This window comes from Planomonospora sp. ID82291, from assembly GCF_015711645.1.
Lineage (GTDB): Bacteria > Actinomycetota > Actinomycetes > Streptosporangiales > Streptosporangiaceae > Planomonospora.
The window spans coordinates 1-17366 of record NZ_JABTEX010000007.1 but is presented as its reverse complement, the minus strand read 5'-3'; the positions used below and the strand labels follow the sequence as shown (position 1 = coordinate 17366).

Sequence of the window (17366 nt, the reverse complement as noted above, 5' to 3'; positions counted from 1 at the left end):
GGTCGGTCAGCTCGTGGCGGCGGACTGGCCCGCGGCCGACGGCAGCAGGGCCTTGGTCGCGGCGTCGAGGTCGGACAGGACGACCACCTCGACCCGGCGGTTCAGCGACACCGACCGGGGGTCGGTGTCGGGGTACAGGGGCCGCTGCTCGGCGTAGCCGGAGGCGTTCAGCCGCTTGGCGGGGATCCCCCTGGCCACCAGCCGGCGCACCACGGTGGAGGCGCGCGCGGTCGACAGCTCCCAGTTCGACGGGTACGGCCCCGACGTGACCGGCAGCCAGTTGGTGTGCCCGTCGACCTCGACGGAGTTCTTCTCGGTGCGCAGCGCCGGCGCGATCGCGTCGACGATCTTCCGGCCGTCGCGCAGCAGCTCGGCGCTGTTGTTGCCGAACACGACGGAGCTGGTGACGACGGTCACGACCAGGCCGCGCTCGTCGATGCGGAACTGCACGCCGTCCTCGGCGTTCTGCTCGCGCAGCGCCTCCTGGATCTTCTTCCTGATCCGCTCGAACTTCTCGACCTCCGCCGCCGCGTTCTTCGCGCGGGCCGAGGCCTTGGCGCGGTCGAGGGCGGCCATGGCCGCGCGGGCCTGCTGCTCGGCCTCGCCGTCGGCGCCCTTGCCCACCACGGACGACAGGTCCAGGGGGGCGGACTCCCCGCCGCCGGCGTCGCCCGCCACGGCGCTGCCCGGCGCGGTGAAGGTCACGGCGGGCTGGCCGAAGGCGATCGACAGGCTCGACTTGAGCGCGTTGAACTTGGTCTGGTCGACCTGGCTCATCGCGAACATGACGATGAACAGGCCCACGAGCACGGTGAGCATGTCGGCGTAGGTGACCAGCCAGCGCTCGCCGTCGTGGGCCTCCTCCTCGTGCCCGCCGCGCTTCTTGTGGCGGTGGACCTTGGTGCTCATCAGGCGGCCTTCGCCTTCTGGGCGCTACTCTCCCCCGGGGGGAGCAGGCTCCGCAGCTTCTGCGAGACCAGGCGCGGGTTGGTGCCGGCCTGGATGTTCGCGATGCCCTCGATGGTCAGCTCCATCTGCGAGCATTCGAGCTCGCTGATCCGCTTGAGGCGGTTGCCGATGGGGATCCAGAGCACGTTGGCGCTGGCCACGCCCCACAGGGTGGCGACGAAGGCGGCGCCGATCATGTGGCCGAGCTTCTCGGGCTCGCTGAGGTTCTCCAGCACGTGGACCAGGCTGACCACGGTGCCGATGATGCCGATCGTGGGGGCGTAGCCGCCCATGTCGGTGAAGATCTTCGAGCCCGACTTGTCCTCTTTGCGCTTGGCGTCGACCTCGGCCTCCAGGATCTCCCGGAGCTCCTCGGGGTCGGTGCCGTCGATGGCCAGCTCCAGGCCGCGGCGCAGGAACGGGTCCTTGACCTCCTTGACCGCGTCCTCCAGGGCCAGCAGGCCCTCGCGGCGGGCGCGCTCGGAGAGCTTGACGATCGAGTCCACCAGGTCGGTGCTGGCCGCGGGCTTGGCGGTGAAGGCGCGCTTCAGCTGGGCGACGATGCCGGTGGTGTCACGCAGGACGCCGCCCGCCATGGCCACGCCGAAGGTGCCGCCGAAGACCAGGATCAACGGGGCCAGCAGCATGATCGACATCGGGTTGGAGCCCTCGAGGATCATCATCACGAAGATGGAGACCACCGCGATGCCGATGCCGGCCAGGGTTGCCGGATCCATGCTCAGCGCTCCTGACGGTGGAGGCGCACGACCCTCTGCTGGTCGGCGTCGGCGGGACCGGGGCCGGGGCCGGGAAGGCGGTGCGTGCCCGAGGAGACGAGGATCTCGGCGTCGGCGATCAGCTCCGCGCGGTAGCGGCGCACCCGTCCCAGGAACTCGCTGAGGGACTCGGCGATGATGTACTTCGTCCCGTCCACGAGGGTGATCACCGTGTCGGGGGTCTGGTCGGCTCGCTCGATCAGGTCGGGGTTCAGCGCGAACTCCGGCCCGTTGAGGCGCGTAAGAAGGATCACCGAGGTCCGTCCTTGCAGTCGTCAGAGGGCGACGGGCCGTACCCGGGCCGCGTTACACCTCTTCCATCGGCCGTGCGCCGCGCCGCTTGAGGAAACCACCGGGACCGAGGTCCCTTCTTTCGGGCGCCCGGCGTTCCCCTGCGATCACGCTCCGGAGATCGGCGAGAGCTGCTAAGACGTAGGGATGCACCCCGACATCACTCCCGGCGCGGAATCCGGCGCCGGACAGGACGGCAACGAGCAGGCCGATGTCTCGTCACAGCGCGGATCCCGCGCACAGCTCTTCGCCCGCATCGCCGCCCGCCATAATCCCCACCTGAACCCTGCCTACCTCGCCGCCGCGCTGGCCGAACGAGATCAGGACCGTGCGATCTGACCCGGGCTCTACGGGCTCGCTTGTTCGACAGCGCGGGACGCCACACGGAAGGATCAGTATGATCCGAGTATGAGTGCGAAGAAGTCCAGGATCACCATCACCATCGATCCGCATCTTGAGGCATACGTCAACGACCTCGTCGATGCAGGCAAGGCCACCTCCGTCTCTGCGGCGATCGCGGATGCTTTGGCCGAGAAGGCGCGGCGTGACCGCCGGGCCCGCGCCGCATTGAAGGCCAGGGCCGCTCATGCCGATCCCGACCGGGTCGCCCGCATGATGGCCCACATCGAAAGTCAGATGCCGGGATGAGCGACCACACTCCCACGCCCCGGATCCTGGACATGAGCGTTCTGATCGAGATCGCCCGCGGCGACAGTGATCTCATCGGCCTCATCCAGGGCTATGACGCCGAAGGCTGGCCCGTCATCGTCCCCGCGCTGGCCATGGCCGGTGCCCACGCCGACACCCATACCGAGGACGCCGCCGACCTCCTGACCGGCCTGGAGCTCCTGGACTCCGTCATGGTGGCCCCGCTACAGGGCTCCGAGCAGGCCGTCGCCTTGGCCGATGTCATCGCCAGGACCGGGCTGGACGCATTCGACGCCCATACCGCTGCCATCGCGAACGTGTCGGTCTGCCCCATCCTCACCCTCGACCACGACAAATGGCAGGAGCCGTCCCGCGCTTTGGACGATCCGCTGCACGTCATCGAGATCGCCGACCCGGGGCCGTGAGAACTCCTGACCGTCGCCACAGGTCCACGTGGCCGCTCGAACGCGAAAGGTCCCGGGGCGCGGTCGTTTCCGCGTCCCGGGACCTTCACGGCGGGCCCGCCCCGAGGGCGGGGAGCGCCTAGCGCTTGAGGTTGACCAGGTCGTTCAGCAGCTCGTCGGAGGTGCTGATGACCTTGGTGTTGGCCTGGAAACCGCGCTGGGCGATGATCAGGTTGGTGAACTCCTGGCCGAGGTCGACGTTGGACATCTCCAGCGCGCCGGTCTGCAGGGCGCCCATGCCGCCGGTGCCCGCGGTGCCGATGGTGGCGTCGCCGGAGTTGACGGTGGAGCGGTAGGTCGAGCCGCCGGCCTTCTCCAGACCGCCCGGGTTGACGAAGTTCGCCATGGAGACCTGCGCGAACGTGCGCTTGGTGCCGTCGGCGAGCACGCCGACCATCGAGCCGTCGGGGGAGATGGTGAAGGACTCCACGTCGCCGGGGAGCATGATCGGCTCCGGAGCGCCGGTGGGGGGGACCGGCACGTTGCCGGTCGCGGCGTTCCAGCCGAGCACGAAGTTGCCGTCGGTGGTCACCATGGCGCCGTTGGCGTCGAAGTTGAACGCGCCCGAGCGGGTGTAGAGCTGCTCGTTGCCCTTCTGCACGGCGAAGAAGCCGTCGCCCTGGACCATCAGGTCGAGGTTGCGCCCGGTGGTCTGCGCGGCGCCCTGACCGAAGTTGGTCTGCACGCCGGCCAGGCGCACGCCCAGGCCGACCTGGGCCGGGTTGGTGCCGCCGGCGCCGGGGGTGCCGGTCTGCGGCGCGCCCGCGGCCTGCATCATCTGGCTGAGGGTGTCCTGGAAGACGGTCTGGGAGCCCTTGAAGCCGGTGGTGTTGACGTTGGCGATGTTGTTGCCGGTGACGTCCATCATCGTCTGGTGGACGCGGAGGCCGCTGATGCCGGAGTACAGGGAGCGGAGCATGTCACTTTCCTTCGGTGGATTCGGTGCCGCCCGGGACGGCGCTGGTGACTTCCTTGACCGAGGACAGCGGTACGTCCGTGTTCCCGACCCGCAGGGTCGGGGCGCTGCCGAAGGAGGCTGAGGTGACCACACCGACGGCGTCCGTGCCGTCTGGTCCGGTGTAGCCGACGGTCTTGCCGACCAGGCCGCTGGCCGACAGGCGCAGCTGGGCCGCCAGCAGTTCGCCCTGCTGCTTGACGAGCTCCTCCATCCGCTCCACCTCGGTGAACTGCGCGGTCTGCGACATGAACGCGGAGGTGTCGGTGGGGTTGCTCGGGTCCTGGTAGCGCATCTGGGCCACCAGGAGCTTCAGGAACGTGTCCTTGTCGAGCCGGTTGCCGCCGCTCGACGCGCCGGTCGCGGTGGTCGCGCCGGTCGCGGTGGTGGCGGCGGCGCCGGTGGTGGCGGCGCCGCTGATGGTGGTCACGTACGGATTCCTCCGGATTCCCTGCGAGAGGCGGTGCTACAGGCGGACGTTGAGCATGCGGGAGCCCGGTCCGTCGGCGGGGAGGCCGGCGGCGGGCGCGGGGGCGTTCTGGTAGGCGTCCCCGGCGCGGCCCGTCGCGGCGGGACCGGAGGCGGCCTGGCCCCGGTGTCCCTGCTCGGAGAACTGCTGGGTCTGCTCGCCGGGCCGGCGGCCGTCGCCCGGGGCCTCGCGCTGCAGGTCCAGGGTGCAGGCGGAGAACCCGCCCTCCTCCAGTTCCTGGCGGAGCGAGGGCAGGGCCGAGCGCAGCGCGTCGAAGGCGCCGTCGCTGGTCCCGGCGAGCTGCAGGTGCACGGCGCCGTTGCGCAGTTCGGCGACGACGCTGACCGGGCCGAGGTCGGCGGGGTGCAGGTGGACGGTGAGCCGGTGGATGCCGTCCGGGTCCTGGCGGAGCGGCAGCACGTGGACGGCGATCTGGGAGGCGGGCGGGGCGGGCTGCTGGGGGGCGGGCGCGGAGACCCGCTCCGGCCCCGTCACCTGCGTCGTGGCGGTGGCCTGGGGGACGGCCTGCCCGGCCGCGCCGGTCGCCTCGGCCGCGCCGGTGCCGGAGCGGCGGGAGGCGTCCTCGCCGGTGGAGGCGCCCGCGCCGGAGCCCGCGGCCGCCGCGGCGACGGCCTGATCCGGGATGTCCTGCGGCGCCGGAGTGCCCGCCGGGGCGTCCACGGCGGCGCCGGGCTCGGCGGCGGTACCGGCGGTGGCGTCCGTCGTCGCGGCGGAGAGAGCCGTCTGGACGGCGGACGCGAGGGTCTCCGCGCCGGTGGGGGCACCGGCGGGCGCGAGGGGGGCGGTGAGGGCGGTCGCCGTCTCGCCCGCCGTACCGGCAGGGAAGGCCGCGGTCTGCGGGAGCGGGAGTGCGAACGACGGGGCCTGCGCCGGTACGGCCTGGCCCTGGAGGTTCGGCGGGGCCGGGACGGCGAGGTCGGTCCCGGCCTGCTGCGCCTGGAGCCGGGTCTGCATCTGGACGGCGAGCAGGGCCTGCGCGGTGAGCGGGCCGCCGACCGGTGCCGCCGGGGTCGTCTGGGCGGCACCGTCGGAGCCGCCCGAGCCGCCGGGAACGGGCAGGACGCCCGGGGGCAGGGGACCTCCGGCCGCGAGCAGGGCGAAGAGGGCCGCGAACGCGTCACCGGCCCCGCTCTGGCCCGTCTGCCCCTCACCGGAGGGAGCCGTCATCGCGGACGGACTCCCCGCCAGGGGGATCGAAGGCACGGTCAAGATCGCATCTCCTGCTGTCCGAGGCCGTTCATGACCGGCTGGATGGTCCGGATGTAGGCCTGGGCGGGATCGAACAGGCCGTTGCCCAGCCCATCGGCAGCGCCGGCCGAGATCTGCGGCAAACCGCTCGATCCGCTGAAACTCGTCGGGCCGGCGCCGTACCCGGCCTGCATCGCGGCCGACAGCGCGGCGTTCAGGGCCGTTCCCGCGCCGGTCCCGGACGGCGTGCCCGCCGGTGACAGGACGCCCGCGAGCGAGGCCGGGATCGCAGTGGCGGTGGGCGTGACCGCGGCGGCCGTAGGCGTGACCGCGGCGGCCGTGGCGGGCCGGGCCGTGGCCGCGCGGGCGGCGCCCGCGGCCTCGTCGCTCAGGATGCGGCGGATGTCGGTGGGCTTACGGTAGTAGTCGTCCATGTCGACGATCTTGACGACGTCGCCGGTGCGCGGGGCGTGCAGCATCTTGCCGTCGCCGATGTAGATGCCGATGTGCGTCGCGGGCGAGCCGAAGGTCAGCAGGTCGCCCGGCCGGGCCTGCTTCAGGCTGGGGACGCTGCGGCCCTCGTTCTGCTGGTCCTGCGAGACGCGCGGCAGGGAGACGCCCAGCTTCTTGTAGACGAGCTGGACCAGTCCGGAGCAGTCGAGGCCCCGCTCGGGGTCCGTGCCGCCCCACAGGTAGGGGATGCCGAGGTACCTGCGGGCCTGGTCGACGACGTCCTGGCCGGTGACCCCGCCGGTGGAGCCGCCGGTGACCGCGCCCGCCGCGGAGGCGGCCCGGGTTCCCTGCGCCGCCTGCTCGGTCTGCGCCGCCTGGCCGGTCTGCCCGGTTCCGGCGGAGGCGGCGGTCCCGGAGGGCGCGCCGGTCTGCCGGGCCGTCTTCAGCGCCGCGGCGAAGTCGGCCGCCGAGGCGGCGGAGCCGGCGGAGGTGACCGTACCGAACTGGGCCTCCAGCCGGCCGATCCGCGCCACGATGTCCATGAGGCTCATCGGCCGTTCTCCCGGTCGGTGCGGCGGCGGAGCGGGAGGTCGTCCACGGCGCGCTGGTCGGCCGCCGCGTCGGCCTGCCGCAGGGCGGCCTGGTGGCGCTCGGCGAGCTTGTCCACCATGCGGCGGCGCTGGGAGGCGGCGCTCCAGGCCTCCACGCCGGCGCCGACCCGCTGCGCGGCCTCCTCGGCCTTCTGCATCTTGAGCGAGAGCTCCCCGGCCACCGCGCGGCGCGCGGCCATCGCCGCGACGAACGCGGCGGCGTCGGACGGGACCGGTGTGATCATCCGGCCCTGCAGCTCGGTCTCCTTCGCCTCGACCTCGCGGTCGGCGGCCCCGGCCGCGGCGCGGGCGCGGGCCACCCCGCCCTTGGCGGCGTCCTCCTGGGCCCTGCGGGCCCGCAGGATCGACGACAGACGGAAACGTGGGCTCATCTCAAATCTCCTTGGCTGCCGGGTTCCGGCCGGGGGAGTCGGTCATGCGGGGAGGTCTCTACCGGAGGTCTGCGCCGGAGGTCTCGGCAGGAGACCCGCCGGGGAGGCCGTACCGGGGCGGAGGGGCACGGCGCCGTCCCGCCTCAGGCCAGCAGGGACCGGAGTCCCTCCCAGGCCTGCGCCGCCGTGGTCTGCTCCTCCATGTCCTGGCGGAGGAACGCCTCGATCCGCGGCCACAGCGCGCGGGCCAGGTCCGCGTCCGGGTTGGTGCCGGGCACGTACGCGCCGATCTCCACCAGTTCGCGGACGTCGCGGTGGGCGGCGAGGATGCGGCGCAGCGCGATGGCGTCGGCGCGCTGCTCGCGGCTGGTCACCGCCCCGGCGACGCGGGAGACCGACTCCAGCACGTCGATCGTCGGGAAGTGCCCGGCGGTGGCCAGGCGCCGGTCGAGCACGACGTGGCCGTCGAGGATCGAGCGCGCCGCGTCGGCGATCGGCTCGTTGTGGTCGTCGCCGTCGACGAGGACGGTGTACAGGCCGGTGATGCTGCCGTCGATCCCGGGCCCGGCCCGCTCCAGCAGCCGGGGGAGCATCGCGAACACCGACGGCGGGTAGCCGCGGGTCGCCGGGGGCTCGCCCGCCGACAGGCCGACCTCGCGCTGGGCCATGGCGGCCCGGGTGAGGCTGTCCATCAGCAGCAGCGCGTCGCGGCCCTGGTCGCGGAACCACTCGGCGATCCGGGTGGCGGTGAAGCAGGCGCGCAGGCGCACCATCGGCGGCTGGTCGGAGGTGGCCACGACCACGACGGAGCGGGCCAGGCCCTCGGGGCCCAGGTCGTTCTCGATGAACTCCCGGACCTCCCGGCCGCGCTCGCCGACCAGCGCCACGACGGTGATCTCCGCCTCGGTGCCGCGGGTGATCATGGACATCAGGCTGGACTTGCCGACGCCGGAACCGGCGAAGATGCCCAGGCGCTGCCCGCGCCCGGCCGTGATCATGGTGTCCATGGCCCGCACGCCCAGCGGCATCGGCTCCAGGATGCGGCGGCGCTGCAGGGCGGGCGGCGGCTCGTTCTCCACCGGGACCATCTCCAGGCCGGCCAGCGAGGGGCCGCCGTCGAGCGGCCGGCCGAGGCCGTCGAGGACGCGTCCGCGCAGCGCCTCGCCGACCGGGACGCGCAGCGCGTCGCCGGTGGCGGTGACGGGGCTGCCCACGCCGATGCCGGTCAGCGAACCCAGCGGCAGGCAGCTGAGCCGCCCGCCGGACAGGGCCACCACCTCGGCCGGGACGGCCGCGGGGCCGTCGCCGAGGACGACCAGGTCGCCCACTCTGCCGGACACGCCCTCCACGTCGACCGAGAGGCCGACGACGGCCGCGACGCGGCCGGTCGCGCGGGGCCGCGCGGCGGCGACGGCCGCCCGGAGGCGGGTGTCGATGGTGGCGGAGATCACAGGCCCAGGGCCTCCTTGACTCGCTGTACGGCGGCGCTCAGGCGCGCGTCCACGGAGGTGGCGTCGCACTCGGCGACGGCGTCGCCGGGCTTGAGGCGGGGGTCGACGACCATGGTCACGCTGCGGCCGTCGACCTCGAAGGTGTTCTGTCCGGCGCCGACCATGGCGGCGTGGTCGGAGGGGCTGAGCCGGACGAGCACGGGACGGCTCTCCGGCACCAGCTCCAGGGCCCGGGCCAGGGCCTCGCGGCCGGGCTCGGGGCTGTGCGCGACCTCCCGGCCGAGCACCGCCTCGGCGATCGCGAAGGCCGTCTGCACGACGAGGTCCTCGAGCTCGGCGGCGCCGGGGGCCGTCTGCTGCTCCAGCCGGGCGGCCGAGGCGGCGATCGCGGTCAGCGCGCTCTCCAGCCGGGCGATCTTCCGGGCCTCGGCCCGCGCGACGCGCTCGGCCTCGTCCCGGTGCTCGGCGGCGGTGTTGCGGCGCGCCTCCTCCAGTCCCTGGGCCCAGCCCGCGGCGTATCCCGCGGCCCGCGCCTCGGCGCGGACCCCGTCCATGACCTCGGCCGGCACGTTCGTGGTGACGCCGAAGTCGGTGGCGAAGCGGGCGGCGCTGAAGGTGCGGGTGTCCGTTCCGCGCAGGACGGTCTCAGGCGACGAACTCATCCTCGTCCCCTCTCCGGATCACGATCTGGCCGGACTCCTCCAGGGCGCGGATCGCGTGCACGATCTTGGCCTGGGACTCCTCGACGGTGCGCAGCCGCACCGGGCCGAGCAGCTCGATCTCCTCGACGAGGTTCGCGGCGGCCCGCTCGGACAGGTTTTTGGTGATCTTGTTGAGCACGTCCTGGCCGACGCCCTTGAGCGCGGTGGCCAGGTCCACGGTCTCGACCTGCCGGACCACGAGCTGGACGGCGCGGTCGTCGAGGTGGACGACGTCCTCGAACATGAACATCCGGCTGCGGACCTCCTCGGCCAGCTCGGGGCTGCGCCCCTCCAGCCCCTCCAGGATGAGGCGCTCGGTGACGCGGTCGGCACGGTTGATGATGTCCACCAGCGGTTGCAGACCGCCCACGGCGGAGAGGTCGGACGGTTGCAGGACCGACGAGAGCTTGCGCTCCAGCAACGACTCCACCTGGCGGATGATGTCGGGCGAGGTGCGGTCCATCACCGCGATGCGGTGCGCCACGTCGGCCTGCAGGTTGGGGTTGAGCCCCGACAGGATCTGCGAGGCCAGGTGCGCCGGCAGGTGCGCCAGCACCAGCGCGATCAGCTGCGGGTGCTCGTCCTGGACGAATCCCAGCACCTGGCGGGGGTCGGCCCGCTGCAGGAAGCTGAACGGCATGTCGACCAGCGACGCCGACAGGCGCTCGACGATCTGGCTGGCCCGCTCGCGGCCCAGCGTCGCCTCCAGCACCTCGCGGGCGAAGTCCATGCCGCCCTGGCCGGCGTAGCGGTAGGCGACCGCCAGGTCGCGGAACTCGGTGAGGATGTCCACGGCGTCGCCGGGGTCGACGGTGCCGAGCCGCACGATCTCGGCGGTCAGCTCCTCGACCTCGGGCTCGCGCAGCTGCGCGAGCACCTTCGCCGAGTCGTCCTTGCCCATCTGGACCAGGAGCACGGCGGCCTTGCGCAGACCGCTCATCGTCTCGACCATCGGCATGTCAGCTCCTCCTGTCGGCGAGCCAGCCGCGCAGCAGCTGGGCGACTTCCTCGGGCTGCCGGTCGACCAGGCCGGAGATCTCGTCCCGGAGCTCCTCGCGCCGGTTGGAGTCCGGCTCGGCGGGCGCCTCGCCGGTGCCGGCGGGCAGCGCCTCGCGCTCGGCGGCCTCGATGGCGGCCTGCAGGCGCACCCGCTCCAGCTCGGCCTGCATGGCCTCCAGCTTCTCCAGCTCGGCCTTGCTCAGCTGCGAGCGGCGGCGCTGCTTGCGCCCGCGCAGCCAGGCGATGAGGAACAGCAGCCCGATGCCCAGGGCCAGCACACCGATCTTGATCATTTCCGTGGTGCGGCCGTCCTGCTCGGCCTTGGCCGCGGCGGCCAGGTCGGCGGCGGCCTTGGTGGCGGTGCTGTCGTCGAACGGCATCGCCGAGACGGCGATGGTGTCGCCGCGCTGGGTGTTGATCCCGGCGGCCGAGGAGACGATCCGCTGGATCTCCGCGGTGTCCACCCCGGCGGCGGCCTGGCCGTCGACCAGCACCGCGACGTCGAGCTTGCGGACCTTGCCGGGGGCGGTCTTGCGGGTCTCGGTGACCAGGCCCACGGCGTTGTCGCGGGTCTCGGTGGTCGACTTGTAGTCGTTGCCGCCGCCGGCGCTCGGGACCTGGATGTTGTCGGGGCCGAGGACGCCGCCGGTGGCCGTGCCGCCCCCGGCGTAGGTCTCCTCCTTGGTCGTCGACGACAGCGGCGGGAGGGCCGGGTCGCTGACGTAGCGCTGGCTCTTGGTCTCGGTCTGGTCGTAGTCGAGGTCGGCGGTGACCTTGACGACGGCCTTGTTCGGGCCCAGGACCTGGGTGAGCATCTGCTGCAGGGAGCCGCCCATGCGCTGCTCGAACGACTGGGTCTGCTCCTCGCGCTCGCTGCCGGCGCCGGTGAGGGCCTGCTCGCCCGCGGCGGCCAGCACCTGGCCGCTGGAGTCGGCCAGCGTCACGTCGGCCGGGGCCATGCCCTCGACGCTGGAGCTGACCAGGTTCACCACGGCCTTGATCTGGCTGTTGGTCAGCGGCTTGGCGGGCTGGGTGCCCACCAGGACCGAGGCGGTCGGCTTGGCGGCGTCGTCGGCGAAGACGTCCTTCTGCGGGATCGCCAGGTGCACGCTGGCGGAGGTGACGCCGTCGATCGCCTTGATCGTCCTGGCGAGCTCGCCCTCCAGGGCGCGCTGGTAGCCGACGTGCTGCATGAAGTCGGAGGTGGTGACGCCCTGCTTGTCCAGCAGGGAGTAGCCGCCGCCGTCGGCCTGGGTCGGCAGGCCCTGGCCGCTCATCTTCAGCCGCAGGTCGTAGACCTGCGCCTGCGGCACCATGATCGTGCCGCCGCCGTCGGTCAGCTGGTACGGGACGCCGTCGGCGGTGAGCTGCTCGACGATCGCGTTGCCGTCGGAGCCCGAGAGGTTGGAGTACAGCGTGCCGTACACCGGCTTGGCGGCCCACTGGGAGAAGAAGAACCCGCCGACCGCGATGGCCAGCACGAGGGAGACGGTGACGGCCTTCTGCCCGGTGCTGAACGACGCGAACGAGGAGCGGGCCTTGCGGAGGGCGGCGAGCGCGCGTTCCTGCATCAGGCCTGCATCCTCATGATCTCGGTGAAGGCGGCGACGGCCTTGTCGCGGATGGCGACGGTCATCTGGGTGGCGAGGGCGGCCTCCGTACTGGCGGCCATGTAGTCGTGCGCGTCCTGCAGGTCGCCGGTGGCGGCCTTGACGGCCAGCGAGTCGGCGGTGGCCTGCGTCCGCTGGAGCGTGTCGACGCCCTGGGTGAGCAGGTTCCCGAAGACCTCGGCGGTGCCGCTCGGGGCGGCGGCCCCGCCGACCTCGGCGGGACCGGTGATGCGCAGGGGGCCCGCGACGGGGCCGATCGGCTGGATGCTCATCCGTTCCTCCCGATCTGGAGTGCGGCCTGGTAGGCGTCGTAGGCGCGGTCGACGACCGAGAGGTTGGCCTGGTAGGCGCGCTGGGCCATCATCAGCTGGCCCATCTGGGCGCCGAGGTCGATGTCGGGGTAGCGCACGTAGCCGTTCTCGTCGGCGAGGGGGTTGTCGGGCTCGTGGACCAGACGGCCCTCGCCGCTGCCCAGCTCGATCCCGCCGACCTGGACGCCGCCGGTGCCCGACCCGTAGTCGACGGCCTGCGCCGTCACGTAGCGGGCGCGGAACGCCTCACCGCTCGTGGGGGCGGCGTTGTTGATGTTGGCGATGTTGTCCGACACGGCGTCCAGCCACTTGCGGTAGACGGTCACACCGGTGCCGGCGATGCCGATCGCGCGGAAGGGTCCTGCGGCGCTCATCTCACGCACCTCCCCTGATGACGGAGCGGAGCATGCCGTACTTGGCGTCCAGGGCCTTGAGCATCGTCTGGTAGCGCAGCGAGGTGTCCATGTGCGACAAGGTCTCGTGGTCGAGATTGACGTTGTTGCCGTTCTCCCGGGTGGGCTCCAGGGAGCGGGCGACCTCCGGGGACACCTCCCGCGGGGACGTCCCCGTCTCGACGGCGGTGCGCAGGGCCTCTTCGAACTGGACGCGGCCGGCGAGGAATCCGGGAGTCTCGATGTTGGCGATGTTGTCTGCGATCACACGCTGGCGCTGGGCCAGGCCCTTCAGCGCGACGCGCACCACGCTGGACGTGACGTCCTGGAGCACGAACAGACTCCGTTCGTTCTGCTACGGCCGCCGATCCTTGGCGCAACGGGGTGAGCTCTCCCTGCTCAGATAGGCCCATCGGACGGCGCGGAGGGGTCCTGAGGTTTTCCCCGGATTAAATCGGGGCGGAAGGTCATGTTTGTCTCTCAAGTCCTCAGATCGGGCCGCCCGCCTGCCGATGGGCAGGATGCCCGCTTTCGCCGAGTCCCGTGCCCGCGCGGCCAGGAGGAGACCCCACGATGACCGACGGCATCGCCGCGATCCAGGCCCGCGTGACCCAGTTGCAGGGCCGGTTCACGCAGCTCGGATCCCGTTCCGGTGTCTCCGGCGCCTCCGGTCGGGAGTTCGCCGCCGAGCTCACCGCCGCGCGGGGCGGCGGCACGACGACCTCCCCGTCCGCCGCGGCCACGGATGCGGGCGCGTCCACCGCGTCCGCCGCGGCCACGGGTGCGGGCGCGTCCACCGCCGCCCGGGGTACGGCGGGCGGCGCCACCGCGGCCTCCACCGCTCCCGCACCGGGGACGGCGGGCGCGGTGGACGCGCCCGCATCCGTGGCCGGGGGCGTCACCGCGACGCACGCGCCCTCCACGGTCCTGGGGGGCGGCAGCCGCATCACCCCCACCATGCGCAGGGCCATCGAGGAGGTCGACGCGACGTTCGGGAGGTTCTCCGCGATCGGCGCCTGGCGCGCCGACGGCGGCATGCCCGGCAGCGACCACCCCACCGGCAAGGCCGCCGACTTCATGATCACTTCGGGCGGGAAGATGCCCTCCGCCGCCAGGCTCAAGGAGGGCTGGGCGATCGCCAACCACCTCAAGGACAACGCCGAGCGCCTGGGCGTCAAATACGTGATCTTCGCCCAGCACATCTGGAACCCCTCCCGCGCGGGCGAGGGCTGGCGCCTGATGGAGGACCGCGGCGGCGTCACCGCCAACCACTTCGACCACGTGCACCTGTCGGTCGCACGCTGACCCTCGTGCGCCTGTCGCCGGCGGCGGGGTACGGAACGCAGAACGAACAGGAGCAGGACATGCCGACGACCTCGCGCTCGACCTCGCGCTCCACCGGACCCCGCCCGCACGGGACGCGCGGAGTCCCCGGACCGCGCGGACCGCGGGGACTGCGCGGGCTGCGGGGACCGCGGGGGCTGCGCGGGCTGCGCCGGGCGGTGGGCGCGCTCGCCGCCGTCGCGAGCCTGTGCGCGCTGCTCGCCGTACCCGCCGCCGCCTCCACCGCGGTCCCCGGACCGCGGGCGATGTGGCTGTGGCAGCGCAGCGACCCCGCCGCCACCATGGACTGGGCCACCGCCAACGCCGTCAAGGAGATCTTCGTCCACGTCCCCACGAAGATCACCAGGACCGAGCTGACCCGGCTCAAGCAGCTCAAGAAGCGCGCCGACGCCGCCGGGGTCCGGCTGTCCGCCCTGGGCGGCGAACCCGGCTGGACCTTCGACCACGCCGCCGCCCTGGCCTGGCAGCGCGCCGCGATGGGCACCGGCCTGTTCCGCACCACCCACGTCGACGTCGAGCCGTACCACCTGAACGAGTGGCACACCGACCAGGCGGGCACCACCGCGGCCTTCCTCGGCCTGCTCGCCAGGCTGCGCGACGCCGACCCCCGGCCGCTCGAGGCCGACGTGCCGTTCTGGTACGAGACCGTGCCCGCGGAGGGCTCCACCCTGGCCGACGCGGTCCTGGCGCGCGTCGACGCGATCACCGTGATGAGCTACCGCGACACCGCCACCGGACCCGGCTCGATCATCGACGTCGGCCAGGACATGCTGCTGCGCGGCCAGCTCGCGGGCCGCCCGGTACGGCTGGCCGCCGAAACCCTCGCCCTGCCCGACTGCCCCTACTGCACCTTCCACGAGCAGGGCCGCCAGGCGCTGGACACCGCCCTGTCCGCGGTCGACGCCGCCGCCGTGTTCTATCCCGCCTACGCCGGCATGGCCGTCCACGACTACGCCTCCTGGACCGCCCTGCGCCCCTGACGTGGCGGGAACCGTCCCGCGCCCTGGACAGTCCCCTGCACGTCGTCGAGATCGCCGGTCCCGACCACGGACGGAAGACGGGCGGAAACACCGACGGGAGAGCCCGGGCTCGTGCGAGCCCGGGCTCTCCCGCGTGTCCGGGGTTTGTTCCCGGTTCAGGCCGGTCCGGTGGACGGAGCCGTCAGACGGCGGGCTCGGGGTCCTCGGCCGGGGCGGGGTCCTCCGCGGGGTCCTCGGCGGGCTCGGGGTCGGCGGCCGGGTCCTCGACCGGGTCCACGACCGGGTCCTCGACGGGCTCCGGCTCGGCGACGGGCTCGGGGCTGGTGGCGTTGACGTGGGCGGCGAACAGACCGGCGGCGGACTTGACGCCGTTCACGGTGACCTTGTCCCCGGCGGCCAGGGCGTCGAGGGTCGTCTTCTCGTCGTCCTTGGTGACCTTGGTGGTGGCGGAGACCTTGAACACGGCCGCGGTGCCCGCGACGAGCTTGGAGCCGCTCGCCGCCTGCACCGTGACGGTGCCGGCGGCGGCGTCCACGGCGGTGACGACGCCGACCGCGGTGACGGGCTGCACGGCCTTGGCCGCCTCCGCGGCCTTCTTCGCCGCGGCGGCCTTGGCGGCGGCGGCGGCCTTGGCCTGCGCGGCCTTCGCGGCGGCGGCGGCCTTCGCGGCGGCGGCCTTCGCCGCGGCGGCGGCCTTGGCCTGCGCGGCCCTTGCGGCGGCGACCTGCTTGGCCGTCGCGGCCTTGGCGGGCTTCTTGGGGGCGGCGTTGGCGGTGCCGGCGGTCGCGGGCACGCCCACGGTCACGGCGGCGGCGACGGCGAGCGCGGCCCAGGTCTTCCTGCTGTTCAACACGGCGTCCTCTTCCGATTACCGACAGTAGGGATGACTCTCCTGATCGGCAGCGCGAAGACCCACTGAAGGAAAAACCCGAAGAAACATCTCGTCCTCACCGCCCGCCCCACCGCGCGAGGGGGCGGCGGGGCGGGGCGGGCGGCGGCCCGGAGTCCGGCGGGGGACGGACGCGGCGGAGGTCGGCGGCCTCCCGGCTCGGCGCAGGACGGACGCGGCGGAGGACCGGCCGACCCGGCTCAGCGCAGGACCGGCCGATCCGGCTCGGCGCAGGACGGACGCGGCGGAGGACCGGCCGACCCGGCTCAGCGCAGGACCGGCAGGCCCAGGACGCCCAGGCAGGGGTCCAGGAGCCGTCCGAGCAGCGCCGCGTCGAGCAGGTCGGCGACGGTCAGGGCGTGCACGGCGCCGCTGAGCAGGTTCCACACGCCGCCCGCGCGGTCGGCGACCGGGACGTCGGCCGCGTCGACGGCCTGGACGAGCTCGAACTGCGCGGCGGCGGCGGCCCGCACGCGGTCGGACATGTGCACCGCCCACGAGGCCTCGTGCACGGCCTGCGACCAGCCGGAGGAGTCGAGGCGGGTCCGGTCGCCGAGGGCGGTCAGCCGCTCCAGGTCGGAGGCGCCGAGCGTCTCGATGCGCCGGCACAGTCCCGTGACGGCCTCGTGCTGGGGGCCGGTGTCGACGGGGCGGTCCGGCAGCTCGCGGGTGGCGGCGAGCCAGCCGACGGCCAGCCGCCGCCGGGTGTCGGCCGGCAGCAGCTCGCGCAGGTAGGTGGCCATCACCGCGTCGCAGACGACGGCGGTGGCGGCGGAGGCCGTGTCGTCCTGGCGGCGGACGCCCTCCTGCTCCTGCCACGTCCAGCCGAGCACGTCGTGGCGGACGCAGTGCAGCAGCGCGTCGGGGGTGCCGATGGGCGCCCGCTCCAGCAGGGCGAGGGCGCCCTCGGCGTCCTGCTGGGAGAGGCTGCGGACGGTGGGGCGCAGCACGGTCGCCGCGTGGATGTCCTGCCACAGCTGGGCGCGGACTCCGTCGTCGGGCAGCCGCCGGGCCAGCGCCGCCAGGTCGCGGGAATCAAGGCGCAGAGCGCGGGAGAGCACTGCGGCGGTCGCCGCTCCGCCGTCCAGTCGTGTCAGGTCGAAACCGAGGACTGGGGCGCTGACCAGGGAATACATGAAACAGTTTTACACCGGAGAATAGCTTTCAACCCAATCGATCAGCCATTTATTACCAAATATCACAGTCGGTTCCTACGACGACACTTTTAGTTGATAAAACCGTTGATTTGCAAAAACAATACGGGGGGTCACCCACGGTGATCGTGGGCGGCCCCCCGCACGGCGCCTCGTCCCCGGGCGTGCTCCCCGGGGACGGGGGACGCCGGGTCTCAGTAGCGGAAGCCGGAGACCAGCCGGTGCAGCCGGGTCGAGAGTTCGGCCAGGTCGGCCGCGGCCCGGCGGCTCTCCCCCACGCCCTCGGCGGTGATGTGCGCGGCGTCGGCCAGCACCGCGATGTTGGCCGCGATGTCGGCGC

General features: G+C 73.1%; 22 protein-coding genes. 5 read left to right on the top strand and 17 right to left on the bottom strand.

The features are described 5' to 3' along the window. Positions 1 to 6: 6 nt before the first annotated feature. From HS045_RS30535 to HS045_RS30525, 3 genes are read right to left on the bottom strand one after another with little or no spacing between them, the layout of a single operon-like run. On the bottom strand, positions 7 to 909 hold the full coding sequence (locus HS045_RS30535; protein WP_196455085.1) for a flagellar motor protein MotB: 903 nt from the start codon (positions 907 to 909) through the stop codon (positions 7 to 9). Next, a complete protein-coding gene (locus HS045_RS30530; RefSeq protein WP_196455084.1) occupies positions 909 to 1685 on the bottom strand; it encodes a motility protein A in 777 nt (258 codons plus the stop codon). Before HS045_RS30530 ends, HS045_RS30535 begins: the two co-directional genes overlap by 1 nt. 2 nt (positions 1686 to 1687) lie before the next feature. Beyond that, positions 1688 to 1978 (bottom strand): flagellar FlbD family protein, encoded by a 291-nt coding sequence (locus tag HS045_RS30525; protein WP_196455083.1) that lies wholly within the window; start codon positions 1976 to 1978, stop codon positions 1688 to 1690. Between the two features lie 184 nt (positions 1979 to 2162). Between HS045_RS30525 and HS045_RS30520 the strand changes: the two genes are divergently transcribed. The 3 genes from HS045_RS30520 to HS045_RS30510 all read left to right on the top strand — a co-directional run bounded on the left by HS045_RS30520 (position 2163) and on the right by HS045_RS30510 (position 3088). Further along, positions 2163 to 2354 (top strand): hypothetical protein, encoded by a 192-nt coding sequence (locus HS045_RS30520; protein WP_196455082.1) that lies wholly within the window; start codon positions 2163 to 2165, stop codon positions 2352 to 2354. A 69-nt stretch (positions 2355 to 2423) separates the two neighbouring features. Then, positions 2424 to 2663, top strand: a complete 240-nt coding sequence (locus tag HS045_RS30515; RefSeq protein ID WP_196455081.1) for a ribbon-helix-helix domain-containing protein — start codon at positions 2424 to 2426, stop codon at positions 2661 to 2663. Continuing rightward, positions 2660 to 3088 (top strand): PIN domain-containing protein, encoded by a 429-nt coding sequence (locus HS045_RS30510; RefSeq protein ID WP_196455080.1) that lies wholly within the window; start codon positions 2660 to 2662, stop codon positions 3086 to 3088. The genes HS045_RS30515 and HS045_RS30510 overlap by 4 nt, the downstream gene beginning before the upstream one ends. Positions 3089 to 3206: 118 nt before the next feature. Here the strand turns inward: HS045_RS30510 and flgF are convergent, their stop codons facing one another. The 12 genes from flgF to HS045_RS30450 all read right to left on the bottom strand — a co-directional run bounded on the left by flgF (position 3207) and on the right by HS045_RS30450 (position 12993). Then, positions 3207 to 4046, bottom strand: coding sequence for a flagellar basal-body rod protein FlgF (flgF, locus tag HS045_RS30505; protein WP_196455079.1), 840 nt, complete (start codon positions 4044 to 4046; stop codon positions 3207 to 3209). Between the two features lies 1 nt (position 4047). Then, positions 4048 to 4512 carry a flagellar hook assembly protein FlgD gene (locus HS045_RS30500; protein ID WP_196455078.1) on the bottom strand — a complete coding sequence of 155 codons (465 nt, stop codon included), beginning with the start codon at positions 4510 to 4512 and terminating at the stop codon, positions 4048 to 4050. A 36-nt stretch (positions 4513 to 4548) separates the two neighbouring features. Then, the gene (locus tag HS045_RS35955; RefSeq protein WP_307827813.1) at positions 4549 to 5775 is read right to left on the bottom strand and encodes a flagellar hook-length control protein FliK; all 1227 of its coding nucleotides are present in this window, start codon (positions 5773 to 5775) and stop codon (positions 4549 to 4551) included. Between the two features lie 2 nt (positions 5776 to 5777). Next, positions 5778 to 6764 (bottom strand): C40 family peptidase, encoded by a 987-nt coding sequence (locus tag HS045_RS30490; RefSeq protein WP_196455076.1) that lies wholly within the window; start codon positions 6762 to 6764, stop codon positions 5778 to 5780. Further along, positions 6761 to 7195 carry a flagellar FliJ family protein gene (locus HS045_RS30485; protein ID WP_196455075.1) on the bottom strand — a complete coding sequence of 145 codons (435 nt, stop codon included), beginning with the start codon at positions 7193 to 7195 and terminating at the stop codon, positions 6761 to 6763. Before HS045_RS30485 ends, HS045_RS30490 begins: the two co-directional genes overlap by 4 nt. 143 nt (positions 7196 to 7338) lie before the next feature. After that, positions 7339 to 8646: a FliI/YscN family ATPase gene (locus HS045_RS30480; RefSeq protein ID WP_196455074.1), complete on the bottom strand. Its 1308-nt coding sequence runs from the start codon at positions 8644 to 8646 to the stop codon at positions 7339 to 7341. Then, a complete protein-coding gene (locus tag HS045_RS30475; RefSeq protein ID WP_196455073.1) occupies positions 8643 to 9308 on the bottom strand; it encodes a FliH/SctL family protein in 666 nt (221 codons plus the stop codon). Before HS045_RS30475 ends, HS045_RS30480 begins: the two co-directional genes overlap by 4 nt. Next, positions 9292 to 10305 (bottom strand): flagellar motor switch protein FliG, encoded by a 1014-nt coding sequence (gene fliG, locus HS045_RS30470; protein WP_196455072.1) that lies wholly within the window; start codon positions 10303 to 10305, stop codon positions 9292 to 9294. Before fliG ends, HS045_RS30475 begins: the two co-directional genes overlap by 17 nt. Before the next feature lies 1 nt (position 10306). Continuing rightward, positions 10307 to 11917, bottom strand: coding sequence for a flagellar basal-body MS-ring/collar protein FliF (gene fliF / locus HS045_RS30465; RefSeq protein ID WP_196455071.1), 1611 nt, complete (start codon positions 11915 to 11917; stop codon positions 10307 to 10309). Then, complete coding sequence (gene fliE, locus HS045_RS30460; protein WP_196455070.1) at positions 11917 to 12228, bottom strand: flagellar hook-basal body complex protein FliE; 312 nt, start codon at positions 12226 to 12228, stop codon at positions 11917 to 11919. The genes fliF and fliE overlap by 1 nt, the downstream gene beginning before the upstream one ends. Further along, positions 12225 to 12641 (bottom strand): flagellar basal body rod protein FlgC, encoded by a 417-nt coding sequence (locus HS045_RS30455; RefSeq protein WP_196455069.1) that lies wholly within the window; start codon positions 12639 to 12641, stop codon positions 12225 to 12227. Before HS045_RS30455 ends, fliE begins: the two co-directional genes overlap by 4 nt. 1 nt (position 12642) lies before the next feature. Next, the gene (locus HS045_RS30450; RefSeq protein WP_196455068.1) at positions 12643 to 12993 is read right to left on the bottom strand and encodes a flagellar basal body rod protein FlgB; all 351 of its coding nucleotides are present in this window, start codon (positions 12991 to 12993) and stop codon (positions 12643 to 12645) included. Between the two features lie 239 nt (positions 12994 to 13232). Here HS045_RS30450 and HS045_RS30445 point away from each other — a divergent pair, with 239 nt between their 5' ends. Both HS045_RS30445 and HS045_RS30440 read left to right on the top strand, forming a co-directional pair. Continuing rightward, positions 13233 to 13964: a hypothetical protein gene (locus HS045_RS30445; RefSeq protein WP_196455067.1), complete on the top strand. Its 732-nt coding sequence runs from the start codon at positions 13233 to 13235 to the stop codon at positions 13962 to 13964. 59 nt (positions 13965 to 14023) lie between these two features. Further along, the gene (locus HS045_RS30440) at positions 14024 to 14983 is read left to right on the top strand and encodes a collagen-like protein (RefSeq protein ID WP_196455066.1); all 960 of its coding nucleotides are present in this window, start codon (positions 14024 to 14026) and stop codon (positions 14981 to 14983) included. Between the two features lie 181 nt (positions 14984 to 15164). Here HS045_RS30440 and HS045_RS30435 read toward each other — a convergent pair whose 3' ends face one another. Together HS045_RS30435 and HS045_RS30430 are read right to left on the bottom strand one after the other, a co-directional pair. Then, complete coding sequence (locus tag HS045_RS30435) at positions 15165 to 15833, bottom strand: hypothetical protein (RefSeq protein ID WP_196455065.1); 669 nt, start codon at positions 15831 to 15833, stop codon at positions 15165 to 15167. A gap of 305 nt (positions 15834 to 16138) precedes the next feature. After that, positions 16139 to 17008 (bottom strand): hypothetical protein, encoded by an 870-nt coding sequence (locus HS045_RS30430; protein ID WP_196455064.1) that lies wholly within the window; start codon positions 17006 to 17008, stop codon positions 16139 to 16141. Between the last annotated feature and the right edge of the window lie 358 nt (positions 17009 to 17366).